Origin of the sequence: Streptomyces sp. TM32 (assembly GCF_004122755.1) — a bacterium.
GTDB lineage: Bacteria > Actinomycetota > Actinomycetes > Streptomycetales > Streptomycetaceae > Streptomyces > Streptomyces sioyaensis.
Genome location: NZ_SDIG01000001.1, coordinates 89398 through 107409 on the forward strand (window position 1 = coordinate 89398; position 18012 = coordinate 107409).

Here is an 18012-nt window from a genome sequence, read left to right on the forward strand (position 1 = left end):
CGGACCCCGCGGCCGGGGCGTAGGACTGTCGCACACCGACCCGCACGACGAGGCGCAGCGCGACACCGCACCACCGCTCGGCACGACGCGAACGGCACCGCAGGGACGCCGCGGCACGACGTGACACGGCGCTCCCTTCGCACCCGCACGGCAGGCGCAGCGACAAGGGGCTACGGGGATGCGCAGACGACTCGACCGGACGACGCTCGGCACCACGACCGCGGTGGCCGCGACCGCGGCGCTCGCCCTGGCGCTGGCCGCCTGCGGCAGCGGCGGCGGCACGGACCACGCGGACGGCGGCGGCACGGACCGCGGCACCGCCCCCACCGTCCGACTCCCGCACCTCGACGGCCAGAAGGTGCAGGTGACCGCGGTCTGGACGGGGCCGGAGCGGGAGAACTTCGGCAAGGTGCTGGACGAGTTCGAAAAGCGCACCGGAGCCACCGTCGACTTCGTGCCCAGCGGCGACGACCTGGCCGGTTTCGTCGGCTCCAAGATCGCCGGTGGCGGACCGCCGGACGTCGCGATGCTCCCCCAGGTCGGTGTGCTCCACGAGTTCGCGCGCAAGGGCTGGCTCAAGCCGCTCGGCGCGGACGCCAAGGCACAGCTCACCAAGAACTACGCCAAGGGCTGGCAGGACCTCGGCACGCACCACGGCACGCCGTACGGCGTCTACTTCAAGGCCAGCAACAAGTCGTTGGTCTGGTACAACGCCCGGGCGTTCGACAACGCCGGCGTCAAGGAGCCGAAGACCTGGCGGGAGTTCCTCACGACGGCGCGGACGCTGGCCGAATCGGGCGTCGAGCCGGTCTCGGTGGGCGGCGCGGACGGCTGGACGCTGACCGACTGGTTCGAGAACATCTACCTCTCGCAGGCGGGACCGCAGAAGTACGACCAGCTCGCGCGGCACGAGCTCAAGTGGACCGACCCGTCCGTCACCCGGGCGCTGACCACCCTCGGCGAGCTCGTCGGCCACAAGGATCTGCTCGCCGGCGGCAACTCCGGTGCCCTGCAGACGGACTTCCCGACGTCGGTGACCCGGACCTTCAGCGGCGGTGACGCGCCCAAGGCCGCGATGGTCTCCTCGGCCGACTTCGCCGCCGCCACCATCAGCCAGACCAAGGCCAGGATCGGCACGGACGCCAAGGTCTTCCCGTTCCCCGCGGTGGGCGCGAAGTCCCCGGTGGTGACCGGCGGCGATGTGGCGGTGGCCCTCAAGGACACCAAGGCCTCGCAGGCACTGCTGACGTTCCTGGCGTCGACGGACGCCGCCAGGATCTGGGCGCGGGCCGGCGGGTTCCTCTCGCCCAACAAGGCGCTCGACCAGGCCGCGTACGCCAATGACGTGCTGCGCACGATCGCCAAGGCGCTGATCGCGGCGGGCGACGACTTCCGCTTCGACATGTCCGACCAGGCGCCCGCCTCCTTCGGCGGCAAGCCGGGCCAGGGCGAATGGAAGGACCTCCAGGACTTCCTGAAGAACCCCCAGGACGTCGCGGGCATCCAGAGCCGGCTGGAGAAGGACGCCGCCCGGTCGTTCGGGCACTGACGCCGACCGAATCGACCGGGACCGGGGGACCTCACGATGAGCGACGCACAGGTCGGCAAGGTCAGCAGCGGGCACGGCGGGAGGCCCAACGGCGGGCGATCCAGCAGCGGGCGGCCCCGTAGCGGGCGGCCGCGCGTGCCGGCCACCCGGCCGTGGATCGCCGCGGGGTTCCTGCTGCCGGCCCTGCTGCTGCTCGGGGCGCTGGTCGCCTACCCCATCGCCTTCTCCGTCCGGCGGAGCCTGTTCGACGCCTCCGGCACGGGGTTCGTGGGGCTGGGCAACTACGGCGCGATGTTCTCGGACGACGGCATCCGTACGGCGCTGAAGAACAACGTCGTGTGGGTCGTGGTGGCGCCGACGGTCTCGACGGTGCTGGGGCTGATCTTCGCGGTACTGACCGAGCGGATCCGCTGGGGCACCGCCGTCAAGCTGATCGTGTTCATGCCGATGGCGATCTCCATGCTGGCGGCCGGCATCATCTTCCGGCTGGTCTACGACCAGGACCCGCAGCGCGGTGTCGCCAACGCGATGTGGGTCGGCGTCCATGACACGTTCGCCGACCCGGCGCCGTTCCCGGGCGCCAAGCCGCGGCCCGGGTCCGGCCTCGCGCCGTCCGGCGACGGCGGGTTCACCACGCGCTCGGCCGCCCGTACGGGGTCCCCGGTCCCGCTGCCGCTGGTCGCCGTCCGGCCGGGCGATCTGCGCGACGCCCGGCCCGCGGCCGCCGCCCGGCCCCGGCCGGGAGCGATCACCGGCACCGTGTGGCTGGACTTCACCCGCGGTGGCGGCGGCCGCCCGAACGTCCTCGACGGCAACGAGAAGGGGCTGGCCGGGCTGACGATCGAGGCGGTCGAGGGCGGCCGGGTGGTCGCCTCGGCGACGACGGCGGCCGACGGCACCTTCACGCTGCCCGTCGAGCGGACCGGGGGCGCCCGGCTCCGGCTGCCCGCGGCCGACTTCGCCGAGGCCTACCGCGGCGTCGACTGGCTCGGCCCGGCACTGGTCACCCCGGCCATCATCGGCTCCTACGTCTGGATGTGGGCCGGTTTCGCCATGGTCCTGATCGCGGCGGGGCTGGCGGGCGTCCCGCGTGAGCTGCTGGAGGCGGCCCGGGTGGACGGCGCCGGGGAGTGGCAGGTCTTCCGCCGGATCACCGTGCCGCTGCTGGCCCCGGTCCTGGTGGTCGTGCTGGTCACCCTCATGATCAATGTGCTGAAGATCTTCGACCTGGTCTACATCATCGCGCCGGGCTCCAGCCTCCGGTCAGCCAATGTGCTGGCGCTGCAGCTCTTCCAGTCGTCGTTCGGCACGGATGTCGACGAGGGGCTGGGCAGCGCGATCGCCGTCTTCCTGCTGCTGCTCGTGCTGCCGGTGATGTACGTCAACCTCCGGCGCATACGGAAGGAGCGTCGCCGATGACGACCGCCGACGGAGTCGTAGGGGCCGAGCGGCGCCGGGCGGCCGGTCCGGTACGCGCCCGGCAGCCGCTCACGGCCCGGATCGCGGCGCGGGCCGGCGGCGGGGCGCTGCGGCTCTTCCTGCTCCTGGTCGCGCTGTTCTGGCTGATGCCCTCCGTGGGGCTGCTGCTGTCCTCGCTGCGCGACCCGCGGCAGATCGCCGAGTCCGGCTGGTGGCGGGTCTTCGCCCAGCCGGCCCAGCTCACCTGGGACAACTACAGCCAGCTGCTGTCCAACGGCAAGGTGATGGGCTCGCTGCTGACCACGGCGACGATCACCGTGCCGTCGACGGTGCTGGTCGTCGTCATCGGAGCGCTGGCCGGCCATGCCTTCGCCTGGCTGGACTTCCCCGGCCGCGACGGCTGGTTCCTGGTGGTTGTCGGGCTGCTGGTGGTGCCGGTGCAGGTGGCGCTGATCCCGGTGGCCAAGCTGTTCGGCGCGGTGGGGCTCTTCGAGACGACGGCCGGGGTGATCCTCTTCCATACGGCCTACGGGCTGCCGTTCGCGGTGTTCCTGCTGCGGAACTTCTTCGCCGAGATCCCGCGCGAGCTGCTGGAGGCGGCCCGGCTGGACGGGGCGGGCGAGCTGCGGCTGTTCACCCGCGTCGTGCTGCCGCTGGGCGGTCCGGCGATCGCCTCGCTGGGGATCTTCCAGTTCCTGTGGGTGTGGAACGACATGCTGATCGCGCTGATCTTCGCGGACAGCGGCCATCCACCGATCACCGTCGCCCTGCAACAGGAGGTGCGGCAGTTCGGCAACAACATCGATGTGCTGGCGCCCGGTGCGTTCCTGTCGATGGTGGTGCCGCTGATCGTCTTCTTCGCCTTCCAGCGCCAGTTCGTTTCGGGAGTGATGGCCGGCGCGGTGAAGTGAGTACGGCGCGGTGAAGTGAGACCGCGGGAGACGGGGCGAGGAACCGCACGCCATCTCCTGTTCATCTTCCTCCCCCTACGATGCGGGTCCCGTGAAGCGCATGGTGTGACCCGGCTTCGTCATGGAGACTGCCGGAGCGGCGCGCGCACGACTCTCGCACCGAGCGGTGGCGCCCCCGGCCCGGCAGGGCCGCGCCCGTGCGCAGCGGCCGCGACACCCGGGTGCGCCCCGGACCGCGGAGACAACGACAACAGGCAGCACCGAGCAGCACCCGCATATCCACGGCGGACAACGCCGGAACATACCGCTCGCATCCCCCTCACCTACGCGTCGTCATTCGTCCTACGTTCCCGACCGTCTGGAGACGGACCGCACATGACTGCCCCCATCGCAGAGAGTGCCGCACTGCCGCGCCCCACCCGGCTGTCCGAGGTCAAGGGCTGGTTCTTCACCGCCGACCAGCTGATGTTCGACTGGTTCCTGGCACACCAGCAGAAGCAATCCGAGCCGGGCGATCTGCTCGAACTGGGCGCGTACATGGGCAAGAGCGCGATCTTCCTCGGCGCCCGGCTGCGCGCCGGCGAGCGCTTCACGGTCTGCGATCTCTTCGACTCCCCCGCCGAGGACGCCTCCAACTCCAAGGAGATGAAGAAGTCCTACGCGACCCTGACGCGGCGGGCCTTCGAGGCCAACTACCGTGCGTTCCATGAGGAGTTGCCCACCATCGTCCAGGGCCTCAGCTCGGTCGTCACCGACCACGTCGACGAGGGTTCGGTGCGCTTCGCCCACATCGACGCCTCACACCTCTACGAGCATGTGCACGGCGACATCCTCGCGGTGCGCACGCTGCTCACCCCGCACGGCGTCGTGGTGATGGACGACTACCGCGCCGAGCACTGCCCCGGGGTGGCCGCCGCCACCTGGCAGGCCGTCGCGAACGAGGGGCTGCGCCCCATCTGCATCACCGGCACCAAGTTCTACGGCACCTGGGGCGACCCCGAGCCGCTCCAGAAGGCGCTGCTGGAGTGGATAGCGGCCCGCGGCGACATCTGGCACGAGGTGCAGTTCGTCAACGACGCCCCGCTGATCCGGCTGAGCGCCAAGGGCGCCAGGGAACCCGCCCAGCCGGCCTCGCGACACCGCTCCGCGGGCGCCTCCGCCCCGCGGTCGGCACAGTCCCCGGCGGCCTCCGCGGCCCGCCCGGGACCGCGCCCGCCGCTCCCGACGCGCGGCACGGTGCGGCGGCTGGCCCTGGACGTCCTGCCGCCGATCGTCACCCGCGCCCTGGTGAAGGCCCGCAAGCGGGCCCGCGGGCACTGAGGCGCCGGGCGCGGGCCGGAGCGCCCCGGCCCGGTCCGCGCTACCTCGGCACCTGCCCCACCAGGACGAACACATTGGACCGCAGCAGCATCCCGGCCGGGCGCGGCAGCGGATGGGAGTACGTCCGCCGCACCGCCAGGCCCGCGGTGGCGGCGAAGGCCCGCAGCAGCGCGAAGTCGGTGAAGCGCACCGGGGTGGGGCCGGCCCGGTGCCCGGCCTCCTGCGCGGTGATCAGCAGCACCCCGCCACCCGGCCGGACATAGCGGACGTAGGCCCGCAGCAGGCTCTCGACCTGCTCGTCGTCCAGATGCTCCAGGACGTGCGCGGTCAGCAGCGCGTCGAAGGCGCCGGGCCTGGCGTGCGCGCTGGCCAGGAACGTCTCGGCCGTATAGGCGGTCAGCCCGCGGGCCCGGCAGCGCTCCACGGACTGCGGGTCGTGGTCCACCCCGACGCTGCCGGGCGCGCAGCCGGCGAGGGTGTCGCCGTCGCCGCAGCCGATCTCCAGCACCCGGCCGGCGCCGATCCGCCGCAGCTGGCTGCGGAACGGGGACCGGGCGGGCAGCAGCCGCGCCGGACCGCCGCGCCCGCGGTCGGCCGGCAGCCGCGCGGTGGAGGCGGACGGCGCGGTCCCCGCGGGGCGAAGGGGGCGCGCGGGCCGGGTGTCACCGCCCGGCGGCCCGGCGTCGAGGCTGTCGGTGGCGGCGGAGCTGTCGGTTCGGCCGGGCATCAGGACGCGGTCACCTTCCCTGAGGAATCGGGGCGCACGGGGCGCCGGCAAGCTGTGAACGGGTCTACGGCATCGAACGCGGCCCGGCACTACGGCGCGCCGACCTTTGCGCACGGAACGTCATCGCGCAAGCACGCACCGCCGACGGGGACTCTCACCCTTTCAGCGCAGTAGCGGTGACCGTGCCGCCACGCGCGAGTTGAACGGACCGGTCTTGTGCATTGCCCGTCCGGAAAGGCTTGGTCCACGTATGAAGCCTCGGCTCACCGTCGTCATCCCGGTCCATCGCACCGAGGGATCCGAGCGGAATCTGGAGGAGTGCCTGGAGTCGGTCGCGGCACAGACGCTGACCGCGCTGGATGTGGTGATGGTGGACGGCCCGCCCGCGCAAGGCGGCGAGGACACCGCCGCGCCGGGCACGCCCGCGGCCCTGGCCCGCCGCTTCGCCGAGCGGGACCCGCGGTTCCGGATCGTCCACCACCCCGGCGGCGACCCGGCCCCCGGCTGTGGCGCGGTCCGCAACACCGGTGTCCGGCACGCCTATCCGCACACCGCGTACCTGGCCTTCCTCGACGCCGACGATGTGCTGCTGCCGCGCGCGTACGAGGACCTCACCGGCCTGCTGGACAAGTCCGGTGCGGACCTGGCGACCGGCAACGTCTACCGGCTCGGCGCGGGCGGCCGCAGCCAGTCCGCACACCATCCGGCCGGCCGCGAGACCGTCCTGCGCACCCACATCAGCGAGGACCGCACGCTGCTGGCCGACCACTTCGCCCGCAACAAGGTCTTCCGGCGCACCTTCTGGGACACCCACGAACTCGCCTTTCCCGAGGGGGAGTTCTGCCATGACGCCGCGGCGACACTGCCCGCGCACTTCCTCGCCGACGCGGTCGACGTGCTGCACGAGCACGTCTGCTACTGGCGGCTGCCGGAGGGGCCCGACCGGCACCGGCGGCCCGATGCCCGGGGCGTGCGGGACCGGTTCGCGGTGGTGGCAGGCATCCGGCGCTTCCTCGGCGACCCGACCCGCCCCCGGCTCGCCGCCCACCGGCGGGACTACGACCGGGCCCAGCTCACCGACGGGCTGCTCGACCTGGTCGACGCGCTGCCCGGGGCCTCGCCCGAGTACCGCACCGCGTTCCTGGACTGCGCCCGCGACTTCCTCTCCGGCGTCGACCCGCGGCTGTTCCCCACGCTCCCCGTGGAGCTGCGGATGCGCTGGTACCTGGTCCGCACCGGACGGCTGACCGATCTGCTCGCCCTGCTCACCTATGAGGCCCGCAACCCGGCCGGGTTCACCGTCGCCGGACCGCCGCTGCGCAAGCGGGCGGTGCTGCCGCTGACGCCGCCGCTGGAGCTGCCGCCGGGCGTGACCCGCCTGGCGGGCGCCGACTTCCCGGTACACGCCCGGGTCGTGGCGGCGACGTGGCAGGACGGCGTGCTGGTGCTGCGCGGCCACGCCCATATCCGCAATCTGGACGCCGCGGCCCGGCACAGCTACCTCAGGACGGCGGTGCTGTCGTGCGGGCGGCGGCGGGTGCTGCTGCCGCTGCGGCCGGTCCTGATGCCGGAGGCGACCACCGAGTCCGGTCAGGAGCTGCACTGTTACGACTGGTCGGGCTTCGAGGTACGGCTCGATCCGGCCCGGCTGCGCAGGGGCGGGCGCTGGGAGGAGGGCGAGTGGACGGTCGGGGTGCTGCTGGCGTCGGCCGGCGTGTTGCGGACCGCGCCGCTGGGCGCGCCCGAGACCGGCTCCGGCGCCGCCCCGTGCACCCACGAGGTGGCCGCGGACGGCGCGGACGGCGCCGTACGGATCACGCCCCGGTACGCGGACGGGCAGCTGCGGCTGTCGGTGGCCCGGCGTACCCGGTGGCTGGCCGGCCGGCATGCGGCGGCGGCCGGCACCCTGGACCTGACCGTCACCGCGCCCGGCCGGCCGCCCGCCGCGCTGCGGGTGACCCACCAGGGAACAGGCACGGTGGTGTCGTTCCCGGTGGAGACGGAGCCGCCGAGCGAGCCGGATCCCGAGCAGGCGGCCGCCGCGCCCCCCGCGTCCGGCGCGCGCCGCTCCCCCGCCCCCCGGCTGACCTTCCGGATCCGTCTCGACGCCCTGGCCGCCGCGCGCCCCACCCGGGACGGGGCGCCGCGGGCCGTCCCGCCGGCGCACACCGAGAGCTGGGTGCCCGAACTGGTCCTGCCCGGCGGCGGCACCGACCCGATCGCCTGCGACCCCTGGCTCGCGCCGCTCGCCTGCCCGCTCCCGCACGGCCGCGAGCTGATCGTCGCGGCCACCCCGGCCGGCGACCTCGTGCTGCACGACCGCATCCCGCAGCCGTACCTGGACCGGGCACTGTGGCGTCCGGACGGCACCCTGCTGGTGGCGGGCCGGCTGCCGGACGCCGCCCCGCACACCACCGAACTGGTCCTCAAACACGGGGCGCACGCCGCCGAGCTGGCCTTCCCCACCACCCACGACGACGGCCGCTTCCACTGCGCGCTGCCGCTGGGCGCGCTGCCCTCGCTCGCCGGGACGGTGCCGCTGCGCGAGGGCCGCTGGACGCTGCACCTGCGCGAGCAGGGCGCGCCCGGCTCCCCGTTGGACGCCCCGGTCCGCTGCGCACCGACCGTCCTGGACGGGCTGCCGGCCGCCCGTACGGTCCGCGGCAAGCCGCTCGCCCTCGACCGGCACCGGCACGACGAGGCCCTGGTCACGGCGGGGCCCGCGCTGCCCGCGCCCGACCGCGGCCCCTACCGCCGCCGGATGCTGCGCGAACAGCACTACGCGCTGCACCGCTCCCGTCCGCTGCGCGACACCGTCCTGTACAGCAGCTTCGGCGGCCGCGCGTACGGGGACTCGCCCCGCGCGGTGCACGAGGAGCTGGTCCGCCGGGACATGGACGTCGAGCACCTGTGGGCGGTGCGCGACGCCCAGACCGCGGTGCCGGAGACGGCCCGGGCGGTGATCGTGGGCAGCGCCGAGTGGCACGGCGCGCTGGCGCACAGCCGCTGGGTGGTCACCAACACCCATCTGCCCCGGTGGTTCACCCGGCGCGGCGGCCAGCGCATCATCCAGACCTGGCACGGCACCCCGCTCAAGCGGATCGGCGCCGACCTGGCCGGGACGCTGTGCGCGGGCCTGGCGCATCTGGCGCCGCGGCCGCGGGTGAGCCGGCAGTGGAGCGTGCTGCTGTCGCCCAACGCCCACAGCACCCCGGTGCTGCGCGCCGCGCTCGGCTACTCCGGCCGGCTGCTGGAGACCGGGCTGCCGCGTACCGACGCCTTCTTCGCCGCCGACCGCGACCGGATCGCGGCCGCGGTGCGCGAGCGGCTGGGCATCGAGCCCGGACGGAAGGTCGTGCTGTACGCGCCGACCCCGCGCGACGACCTGGCCTACGACGCGGGCCACCACCGGCTGCATCTGCCGCTCGACCTGGAGCTGGCCCGCAAGGAGCTGGCGGACGACCACGTCCTGCTGGTCCGTGGCCATCCGCTGGTCGCCGACCGGCTGCCCGCCCACCACGCGCCCTTCGCCCTCGACGTCTCCGCCCACCCCGACGCCACCGAGCTGCTGCTGGCCGCGGACGTGCTGGTCACCGACTACTCCTCGCTGGCCGCCGACTTCGCCAACACCGGCCGCCCGATGCTCTTCCTCACCCCCGATCTGCCGCACTACCGCGACACCCTGCGCGGCTTCACCCTCGACTTCGAGGCGCGGGTACCGGGTCCGCTGCTCACCTCCACCGGTGAACTGATCGACGCGCTGGGCGACTTGGAGGCGATCGCGGCGGCGGGGGCGGAGGCGTACGCGGACTTCCGGGAGACGTTCTGCCACCGGGACGACGGCGGGGCGGCGGGGCGGGTCGCGGATCTGATGGAGCGTTGAGGCGGGCCGGTCCGCCGCAAGGTGGTGGCGGCTGGATCGACATCGTGCGGCGCTCGCGTCGTTACAGCATGTGCAGGTGCTCTTACGGGCGATGCACACCCAACCCCTGACTTCCCGCCGGGTAAGAAGACGGCAAGAGGGCGGGAAAAGCGGAGCGGCGGGTGCAACCGCTCGACGGGATTCGCCCTCTGAACCATCGGAAAGGGGTTCGGAACCCGCTCGCGCCAAGAGATGCTGTCGACACGAAATGTAGATTCAGTGACTGTGAAAGAAGCCCTTGAGCCACTGCCGGCCGGGCCCAACATCACGCCGTCCGCGCAGGTCAGCATCGTTGTCATCGCCTTCAACGATGTCGGCCACGTCTGCGACGCGGTGCGCTCCGCACTCGCGCAGGGGAATCCTGGCGAAACGGTCACCGAAGTGATCGCGGTGAACGACGCCTCCACCGACGGCACCGGCGCCGCCCTGGACGACCTCGCCCGCACCGAACCACGCCTCCGCGTCCTGCACCGCGAGCGGAACAGCGGCGGCTGCGGCACCCCGCGCAACGAGGGGCTGCGCGCCGCCACCGGGCGCTTCGTGATGTTCCTGGACAGCGACGATGTGCTGCCCCCGGGCGCTGCCCGGGCGCTGCTGGCCGCCGCACTTCAGCACGACGCCCCGGTCGCGGCCGGCGCCTGCGTACGCCGTGAACTGCCCGCGCACCGCGACATCCCCTGGCAGCCCGCCCTCTACCGCGAGCCGGCCGTGCACGAGTCCGCCGAAACCAGCCCCCAGCTGGTCCGCGACACGCTGTGCGTCAACAAGCTCTACGACCGGGCGTTCCTGGACGAGCACGCCGTCACCTTCCCCGAGGGCCGTTTCACCTACGAGGACTTCGTCTTCACCGCGCGGGTGCTCGCCGCCGACCCGCGGATCGTGACCATCCCCGACAGCGTCTACATCTGGCACGTACGCCGCTCGGCCGCCAAGCAGTCGATCTCGCTGGACCGCAACGACGTCGCCAACTGGCAGGCCCGGATCGCGGCGCACCGCGCCAGCGTGCAGATCTTCAAGGACGCCGGCCTCAAGGCGCTGGCGCACGCCGCGCACACCAAGTTCCTCGACCACGACCTGCGGATGTACGTCCGCGAGCTGCACACCCGCGGCGCCGACTACCGCGCCGAGTGGTGGAGCCTGACCCGCGACTATTTGGCCAACTTCGACGAGGTCGATCTGCGCGCGGCCCGCGCCCCGGCCCGCTGGCTGGCCCGCGTGGTGCTGGCCTCTCCCGCCCCGCGGGACCTGGACCGCCTGACCCAGCTCGCGGCCCGCCCCGGCCGGCTGCTGCCGCCGTACGCGGAGGCCGACGGCCGTCCGGTGTGGTCCCCGGACCTGCCCGAGGTCGAGCTGGACGCCGTCGGCACCAAGCCGACGCACCGGCTGCCGGTGACCATCGACGCCGAACCCTCCGTCACCGGCCGTGGTGTGCTCCGGCTGCGCATACACGATCTGTACGGGCGGCTGGCCGCGTCCGAACCGCAGAGCATCGACATCGAGCTGCACCGGCGCCGCGACGAGCAGCGCGGCCCGGTCCACACCGCCTCGCTCACCCGGGCCGCCCCGACCGCCCCCGGCTCCACGGCCAGCTGGACCGCCGAGGTCACGCTGGACCTCGCCGCGCTGGTCGCACCGGACGGGCAGGGCGCCGACCCCGAGCCCTGGGACCTGATGGCGCAGGTCAGCTGCGCGAACGGGGCCGGTTTCCGCGCCTCGCTGCGGGCCAAGGGGCCGGGGCTGCGCCGCCGGGTGCTGCCCAGCCGGCAGCATCTCGTCCTGCTGGTGCAGCCGTACGCGACGACCGGCGGAGCGCTGTCGCTCCGGGTCGCCTCGGGTGTGCGCAGCGTATGGCGGATCGCCGCCCGGCGGCTGCGCCGCTGACCGCCGCGTCCCGTTTCTCTTCCCTGTCCGACCCCGACCCTAGGATTGACCCATGTCTTACTTGATCACGGGTGGTGCCGGATACATCGGCTCCCATGTCGTACGGGCCCTGCGCCAGGCGGGCGAGTCGGTCGTCGTGCTCGACGACCTGACGACGGGCGTGGCCGCCCGGATCCCGGAGGGCGTCCCGCTGGTCGTGGGCTCCACCCTGGACCGCGCGCTGCTCGACGAGACGATCGCCGGGCACGGCATCACCGATGTCGTGCATCTGGCCGCCAAGAAGCAGGTCGGCGAGTCCGTCGAGATGCCGCTGCTCTACTACCGCGAGAACGTCCACGGTCTGCAGACGCTGCTGGAGGCGATGGCCGCGGGCGGCGTCGGCCGCTTCGTCTTCTCCTCCTCGGCCGCGGTCTACGGCATGCCCGATGTCGACCTGGTCACCGAGGACACCCCCTGCGTGCCGATCAACCCGTACGGCGAGACGAAGCTCGTCGGCGAGTGGATGGCCCGTGCGGTGGGCGCGGCGCACGGCATCAGCACCGCCTGCCTGCGCTACTTCAACGTCGCCGGCGCGGCCACCCCCGAGCTGGCCGACACGGGGGTCTTCAACATCGTCCCGATGGTCTTCGAGCGGCTCACCGAGGGCACCGCGCCGCGCATCTTCGGCGATGACTACGACACCCCCGACGGCACCTGCATCCGCGACTACATCCACGTCGCCGACCTCGCCGAGGCCCATGTGGCGGCCGCCCGCAGGCTCGCCGAGCCGGGCCCGGTGCGCGATCTGACGCTCAACATCGGCCGCGGCGAGGGCGTCTCGGTGCGCGAGATGATCGACCTGATCACCGAGATCACCGGCCACGCCGACGTCACCGCCGAGGTCACCCCCCGCCGCGCGGGCGACCCGGCCCGGGTGGTCGCGGCCGCCGACCGGATCACCGCCGAGCTGGGCTGGAAGGCCCACCACGATGTCCGCGACATGATCACCTCGGCCTGGGCGGGCTGGCAGCACCACCACCCGCAGGCCTGACCGGAGCCCGGCTGTCGACGCCCCGCCGTGCCCGTCCGGCACGGCGGGGCGCGGCCGCTCACCGGCGTGCGGGCCCCTCAGAGCGCACCGCCAGGCAGGGGCCCGGCCCGTCCGTCCGCCTCAGTGCAGCGGGTGCGAGGTCCGGCCGGACGCCTCGTCGATCTCGTCGTGCGCCTTGGTCAGCAGCTTCATCGCCAGCTCGTTGAGCGCTCTGGCCCCCGCGACCTCCTCGCCGACCCTCGGCTGGTTCGAATCGGCGGGGTGGCGGCTGGCGTAGCCATGGGCCCGCACCTCGCTCCCGTCGGCGAGCCGGACCAGGGCCGCGGCGCGCGTGCGGTGGGTGTCCTCGTCGAATTCCAGCTCGACATGCCATCCAACAGCGGTCTGCAGCATCACGATCACCTCCGGAACCCCTGTGTTTCCAGCGTGCGCCTGCCGCTCGGCGTATGCACGGCGTGCCGCAAGGCGGCCTGAGCCGGAAGCCGGACCGACCACCCCGTACGCCCCGCCGCCCGCCCCGTCGCTCACCCGCGGAGCCGGCGCGCGAGCCGCTTCCGGAAGCTGGTGTCGGGCACATTGAGGGTCAGCGGTATCGGGCCGTCGGGCGGGGCGTCGGCGGGGTGGACGGGGAGTTCGCGGCGGAGGGGGCCCGCGGTCACCCGCAGGGCCACCCGCCAGGTGCCCGGGGGGCCGGGGCGGAGCAGGGAGCGCACGGTGTAGTGGTCGCCGGCGTCCCGGGTGGCCGTGGTGCGCAGCGCCACCGTGCGGGTCGCGTCGCGGAGGATCAGCCGGAGCTCGGCGTCGGCGGGGCAGCCGGGCAGGGTGAGGTGCACGGTGAGGGTGGCGCGCCCGGAGCGGGTGCAGTCCGCGGTGCCCCGCAGATCCGCGCCGAGCGGACGGCTCGTTCCGTCCAGGTCGAGGTTCAGATGGCCGTGCGGCCGGGAGAGGAAGAGGGCGGCGACGGCGGGGGCCGCGGTGCCCCGGCCGACGATCCGTGGGGCGAAGTCCGGGTGGCCCGTCCCGTCCTCCGGGTGCTCCGGGACCAGCCAGGCCTCGCGGCGCAGCGCGGGGCGGGCGGCGCCGGTGCCGTGCGCGGTGAGTGCGATCTTGAAGCCCCAGGTGCCGCCGGGCAGCGGGCCGCCGTCCGCGGCGGTCGCCGGGTCGACGGCGGCCCGCCACGCGCCGTCCTCGTAGCGGGCCGGGACGCGGTGGGTGGTGCCGCCGCGGCGCAGGTGGATCTCGACGGTGTCGCCGCCGAGCGGCGAAAGGGCCGCGGTGCCCCGCAGGTGCAGGACGCCGCCCACCCAGTGCAGGTGGACCAGCCGCTGGCGCAGCGCCACCCGGTCGGTGAGGTCGTAGCAGGCGTCGGGGAGGGCGCGCCGCGGATCGCGGAAGTACGGGTAGCCGGCGTAGACCCGCCCGTCGTCGTCGAGGTGCGGCGGGCCCGGGCGGGAGCCGGTGTCGGCCCGGACGACGGCGGTCAGCTCGTCGTCGAGCCCGGCGCGCAGGCAGTGGGCGCGCAGCCGCAGTGCGGGCGGCAGGGCGGCCAGCACCCGGTCGGTGAGGTAGCGCTCGACGAGCGGGCGGGCGGCGGCGGCCATCGCCCGCCGGCCGGCCCCGTCGCGGCCGAGGTAGGGGGCCCCGAAGGGCATGAGTATCTCGCCGTGGAAGTGCCGGACCATCAGCTTGTCGCGGTCGGCTCCGGGCGGGACCTCGGCGGCGACCTGGTCGAGAACGGTGCCGATGTAGGCGAGGTACTCGCACCAGTCGATGTCCTGGCGGGTGGCGTTGCTGTTGTCGTCGCGTCCGTGCAGGTAGTAGCAGGTGCGCTCGGCGAAGACGGAGACGACCTCGGCGCGCAGCAGCGCGGTGATGCCGAAGGGGAGGTCCTCGGCCAGCAGCCGGCCCTCGACGAAGCGCAGGCGGTGCTGTTCGAGGAAGGCCCGGCGGAAGAGCTTGTAGGCGGCCAGCGACCAGTACACGGGGGAGTCGAAGACGGAGACCGCCGCGCTGGTGGTGCGCAGGTCGACGGGGGCCCCGCGGCCGTCGGCGCCGGCTATCCGACCGTAGACGACGTCCGAGCCGCTCTCCTGGGCCGTGCGGGTGAGCCAGAACAGCGCCTCGGTGTCGAGGCGGTCGTCGGAGTCGAGGAAGAAGACGTAGTCGCCGGTGGCGAGGTCCAGCCCGGCGTTGCGCGGCCGGCCGGCGCCGCCGGAGGCCTCCTGGCGCAGCACCGTCAGGTTGGGATGGCTGCGGGCCTGCTCGAACAGCCACTCCGCACTGCCGTCGGTGGAGCCGTCGTCGACCGCGATCACCTCTATCTGCCGCTGGTCCAGCGTCTGGGCGAAGACGGAGCCGAGGCTGCGGTCGAGGTAACGCCGGGTGTTGTGCACCGGCATGATCACCGAGACGGTCGGCGCCGCGGCGTCCGGCCCGGTGGGGACCGCGGCCGCGAGGTCGTCTGAGACGGGCACCCGTGCCCTCCGTTCATTTCTGCAATCCCCCGAAAGACCCGGCGGCGCAGCCGAGCAAAGGGGACTATCTAGACATATAACGTGGGGTGAACGTTCGCCGATCGTGGAGGAGAGCCGGTGGCTCCGACGCCCGCCACCCCACAAGAGGCGGTCCGGCCCCTGGAGGTTGCCCGTCCCCTTCCCGGAAGGGAACGCCCGGCGGCGGCGCGCCGGGCCCTCGGGCGGCTGACGGCACCCGGCCTCGCGGCGGCCCTGGCCATGGGCGCGTACTGCCTCGGGCTCGCCCTCTACGGCAGCTACCCCTTCGGTCCGCACTCCCGTGCCGTCAATGACCTGGGCAATCAGTTCGTGCCCTTCCACGCCCGGCTGTGGGACCTGATGCACGGCACCGCCAGCGGCGATCTGTTCTTCAACTGGGGCAGCGGCTACGGCGTCCCGTTCCTCGCCGACTTCTTCAGCTATCTGATGAACCCGTTCTCCTGGCTCGTCGGACTCTTCCCGCGCGGGCTGGTCGACCTCCCGGTCTTCCTGGTCACCCTGCTCAGCATCGGCCTGGGCAGCGCGCTGATGACCGTCTTCCTCGGCCGGCTGCGGCCGGGCTCCGGCACGCTGCGGGCGCTGCTGTCGGTGGGGTACGGACTGTGCGCCTGGGTGCTGAACGACGGTTTCGCCGACCCCATGTGGATGTGGGGCCTGGTCGCGCTGCCGCTGACCGGTATCGCCGCGGACTGGTGTCTGCGCCGCACCCGATGGGTGGCCGGCACCCTGCTGGTCGCCCTCGCCTGGGCAGGCAACTTCTACACGGCGGCGATGGCCACCCTGGCGACGGCGCTGGTCCTGGGCCTGCGGCTGCTGACGGCCACCCGGATGCCGCGCCGCGACCGCCTGCGCGCGGCGGGCCGGGCCGTCTCGATGACACTGACCGGCATCCTGCTCACCGCGCCCGTCCTGACCGTCACCTTCCGGGCCAGCCACGCCGCCCAGCCCGCCCCCGCGGTGTCGTACACCGGCGGGCCGTCCCTGCTCCACCAGGTGTCCCAGCTGCTGCCCGGCGGCCACGACCCGACGCCGGCGCCGAACCTCTTCATCGGGGTCCCCGGGCTGCTGCTGGTGGCGGCCTTCCCGTTCGTGCGCGCGGTGCCGCTGCGGGTGCGTCTGGGCTGGTCCGCGCTGGCGGCGGGGGTCGCCGTCTCGTTCGTCCGGGAGCCGACGATCCTGCTCTGGCACGGCTTCGCGCTGCCCAACGGCAGCCCCTACCGTGCCGCCTTCGTGCTCAGCGGGATCCTCGTGATGATCTCCTGGCTCGCGCTGGCGCACCGCCCGCGGCCCGGTGAACTCGCCGCGGGCGCCGGGCTGGTCGCCGCGCTGGCCTGGCTCTGCCGGCAGCAGGCCGCGGTCACCACCGCCACGTGGGTCCTGGTGGCCGGCGGCGGCGCCGTGACCCTCCTGGCGCTGACCGCGCGCACCGCCGGGGGCCGCGCCCGGTCCGCGGCCACCGCCGCGCTGACCGGCACCGTCCTGCTCGGCTCGGCGTACACGGCGTTCTCGGTGACCGCGGCGCGGGACCGGATCCCCTGGTTCCAGCCCAAGATCACGCTGGCCGGACCGTCGCTGGCGGCCCGGGACGAACTGGCCGCCCGCACCGACTGGCCCCGCTCCCGCACCGATCCGGGCCCGCACGAGTTCGCCAACAACGACCCGCTGTTGCTCGGCGGCGAGGGCGGCGCGTACTACAGCAGCTACGTGCCCGCGGCCACCGCCCGCACCCTGCAACGCCTGGGCGCCGGGTGGTACATCAGGGGCCGCCACACGCTCAGCTTCGAGGACCCGGCGGGCCAGGCGATCATGGGCGTGAGCAGCTCGCTGTCCCCGGTGTGGGAGAGCCGCACCCGCTACCTCACACACCGCGCGCGCCCGGCCCCGCTGCTGACCGTACGGAGCACGCTCCCTGGCCCGCGCGCCGGGGAGACCGTGTTCGCCCGTCAGGAGCGGGTGCTGGGCGCGGCCGTCTACGAGGTGCCGGCCCTGCGGCCGACCGCGGGCGCGCCCGCGGTGCCCGACCGTGACGGCTGGCTGCTGCGCCCGGCACGGCCGCCCGCCGCACAGCCGCCCGCCGCACGGCACCCGGCGGCGGGCCCGCACGGCCCCGGGACCATCTTCACGGCGCACTGCGCCCCGGGCAGCACCGCGGTGTGGTCGGCGCCGTGGTTCGCCGGGCGGGTCAGCGGGCTGGGCGGGCACAGCAAGGCGATCGGCAACGCGGATGTCACCGCCAATCCGGTGCGGGAGCTGGGCCGGGTGCCCGCGGACGGCACGGTGTCGGTGCGCTTCACCGGCCGGGGCCCGCAGCACGTCCCCGGGCACGCCGTCGGCTGTCTGTCCCGGCGCGGGCTGACGGCGGCGGTGGACGCGCTGCGTGCCCGGGGACCGGTGGAACTGACCGCCGAAGGCCACCGCCTGACGGCCCGGCTGCGGCCCGGCAGCAGGGGCAGCGCGGTGCTGGCGATGCCGGCGGTCGCGGGCTGGGGCTGTGCGGTGGACGGCGGCCCCCGCCGCGCGCCGCGCTCGTTCGCCGGCCTGCTGGCCGTCCCGCTGGGCTCCGGGGCCTCCCGGCTGTCGTGTTCCTACGAGCCGCCGGGCCTGCGGACGGGACTGGCGGCGAGCGCCGCGGCGGCGCCGGCCCTCGCCGCGGTGGCCACGGCCGGGGCGGTCCGCGGCCGCCGGCGCGGCACACCACCGCGCCCTTCCCCTCGTGACCTCGCACCGGATCCGTAGCCCG

The 18012-nt window shown here is 74.1% G+C and carries 11 protein-coding genes; 8 read left to right on the top strand and 3 right to left on the bottom strand.

The genetic code is table 11. The features are described from left to right. The first annotated feature begins 178 nt into the window (after window positions 1-178). From EST92_RS00410 to EST92_RS00425, 4 genes are all read left to right on the top strand, one after another. Window positions 179-1549 (top strand): ABC transporter substrate-binding protein, encoded by a 1371-nt coding sequence (locus EST92_RS00410; protein WP_174243882.1) that lies wholly within the window; start codon window positions 179-181, stop codon window positions 1547-1549. A 36-nt stretch (window positions 1550-1585) separates the two neighbouring features. After that, window positions 1586-2968, top strand: a complete 1383-nt coding sequence (locus EST92_RS00415; protein WP_254068364.1) for a sugar ABC transporter permease — start codon at window positions 1586-1588, stop codon at window positions 2966-2968. Beyond that, window positions 2965-3879: a carbohydrate ABC transporter permease gene (locus tag EST92_RS00420; protein ID WP_129278981.1), complete on the top strand. Its 915-nt coding sequence runs from the start codon at window positions 2965-2967 to the stop codon at window positions 3877-3879. Before EST92_RS00415 ends, EST92_RS00420 begins: the two co-directional genes overlap by 4 nt. A 375-nt stretch (window positions 3880-4254) precedes the next feature. Next, the gene (locus tag EST92_RS00425; RefSeq protein ID WP_129278982.1) at window positions 4255-5199 is read left to right on the top strand and encodes a class I SAM-dependent methyltransferase; all 945 of its coding nucleotides are present in this window, start codon (window positions 4255-4257) and stop codon (window positions 5197-5199) included. Between the two features lie 40 nt (window positions 5200-5239). On the opposite strand, the gene EST92_RS00430 is transcribed toward EST92_RS00425, so the two are convergent. Next, window positions 5240-5926, bottom strand: coding sequence for a class I SAM-dependent methyltransferase (locus EST92_RS00430; protein ID WP_129278983.1), 687 nt, complete (start codon window positions 5924-5926; stop codon window positions 5240-5242). Between the two features lie 250 nt (window positions 5927-6176). Between EST92_RS00430 and EST92_RS00435 the strand changes: the two genes are divergently transcribed. The 3 genes from EST92_RS00435 (at window position 6177) to galE (ending at window position 12759) form a co-directional block, all read left to right on the top strand. Next, on the top strand, window positions 6177-9809 hold the full coding sequence (locus EST92_RS00435; RefSeq protein WP_129278984.1) for a bifunctional glycosyltransferase family 2 protein/CDP-glycerol:glycerophosphate glycerophosphotransferase: 3633 nt from the start codon (window positions 6177-6179) through the stop codon (window positions 9807-9809). Window positions 9810-10073: 264 nt separating this feature from the next. Continuing rightward, the gene (locus EST92_RS00440; RefSeq protein ID WP_129279015.1) at window positions 10074-11729 is read left to right on the top strand and encodes a glycosyltransferase family A protein; all 1656 of its coding nucleotides are present in this window, start codon (window positions 10074-10076) and stop codon (window positions 11727-11729) included. A 52-nt stretch (window positions 11730-11781) separates the two neighbouring features. Further along, window positions 11782-12759 carry a UDP-glucose 4-epimerase GalE gene (gene galE, locus EST92_RS00445; RefSeq protein WP_129278985.1) on the top strand — a complete coding sequence of 326 codons (978 nt, stop codon included), beginning with the start codon at window positions 11782-11784 and terminating at the stop codon, window positions 12757-12759. Window positions 12760-12879: 120 nt separating this feature from the next. On the opposite strand, the gene EST92_RS00450 is transcribed toward galE, so the two are convergent. Further along, window positions 12880-13152 (bottom strand): DUF1876 domain-containing protein, encoded by a 273-nt coding sequence (locus tag EST92_RS00450; RefSeq protein WP_129278986.1) that lies wholly within the window; start codon window positions 13150-13152, stop codon window positions 12880-12882. A 131-nt stretch (window positions 13153-13283) separates the two neighbouring features. Continuing rightward, on the bottom strand, window positions 13284-15233 hold the full coding sequence (locus EST92_RS00455; protein WP_129278987.1) for a glycosyltransferase: 1950 nt from the start codon (window positions 15231-15233) through the stop codon (window positions 13284-13286). A 117-nt stretch (window positions 15234-15350) separates the two neighbouring features. On the opposite strand from EST92_RS00455, the gene EST92_RS00460 reads away from it, so the two are divergent. Further along, entirely contained in the window at window positions 15351-18008 is a 2658-nt protein-coding gene (locus EST92_RS00460) for a YfhO family protein (RefSeq protein WP_129278988.1), read from the top strand. Window positions 18009-18012: the final 4 nt, after the last annotated feature.

What these genes read in the sequence shown, in the direction of transcription:
- EST92_RS00430 (WP_129278983.1), bottom strand. Translation starts at nt 5,926, where the DNA reads ATGCCCGGCCGAACCGACAGCTCCGCCGCCACCGACAGCCTCGACGCC.
- galE (WP_129278985.1), top strand. Translation starts at nt 11,782, where the DNA reads ATGTCTTACTTGATCACGGGTGGTGCCGGATACATCGGCTCCCATGTC.
- EST92_RS00410 (WP_174243882.1), top strand. Translation starts at nt 179, where the DNA reads ATGCGCAGACGACTCGACCGGACGACGCTCGGCACCACGACCGCGGTG.
- EST92_RS00415 (WP_254068364.1), top strand. Translation starts at nt 1,586, where the DNA reads ATGAGCGACGCACAGGTCGGCAAGGTCAGCAGCGGGCACGGCGGGAGG.
- EST92_RS00420 (WP_129278981.1), top strand. Translation starts at nt 2,965, where the DNA reads ATGACGACCGCCGACGGAGTCGTAGGGGCCGAGCGGCGCCGGGCGGCC.
- EST92_RS00450 (WP_129278986.1), bottom strand. Translation starts at nt 13,152, where the DNA reads ATGCTGCAGACCGCTGTTGGATGGCATGTCGAGCTGGAATTCGACGAG.
- EST92_RS00435 (WP_129278984.1), top strand. Translation starts at nt 6,177, where the DNA reads ATGAAGCCTCGGCTCACCGTCGTCATCCCGGTCCATCGCACCGAGGGA.
- EST92_RS00425 (WP_129278982.1), top strand. Translation starts at nt 4,255, where the DNA reads ATGACTGCCCCCATCGCAGAGAGTGCCGCACTGCCGCGCCCCACCCGG.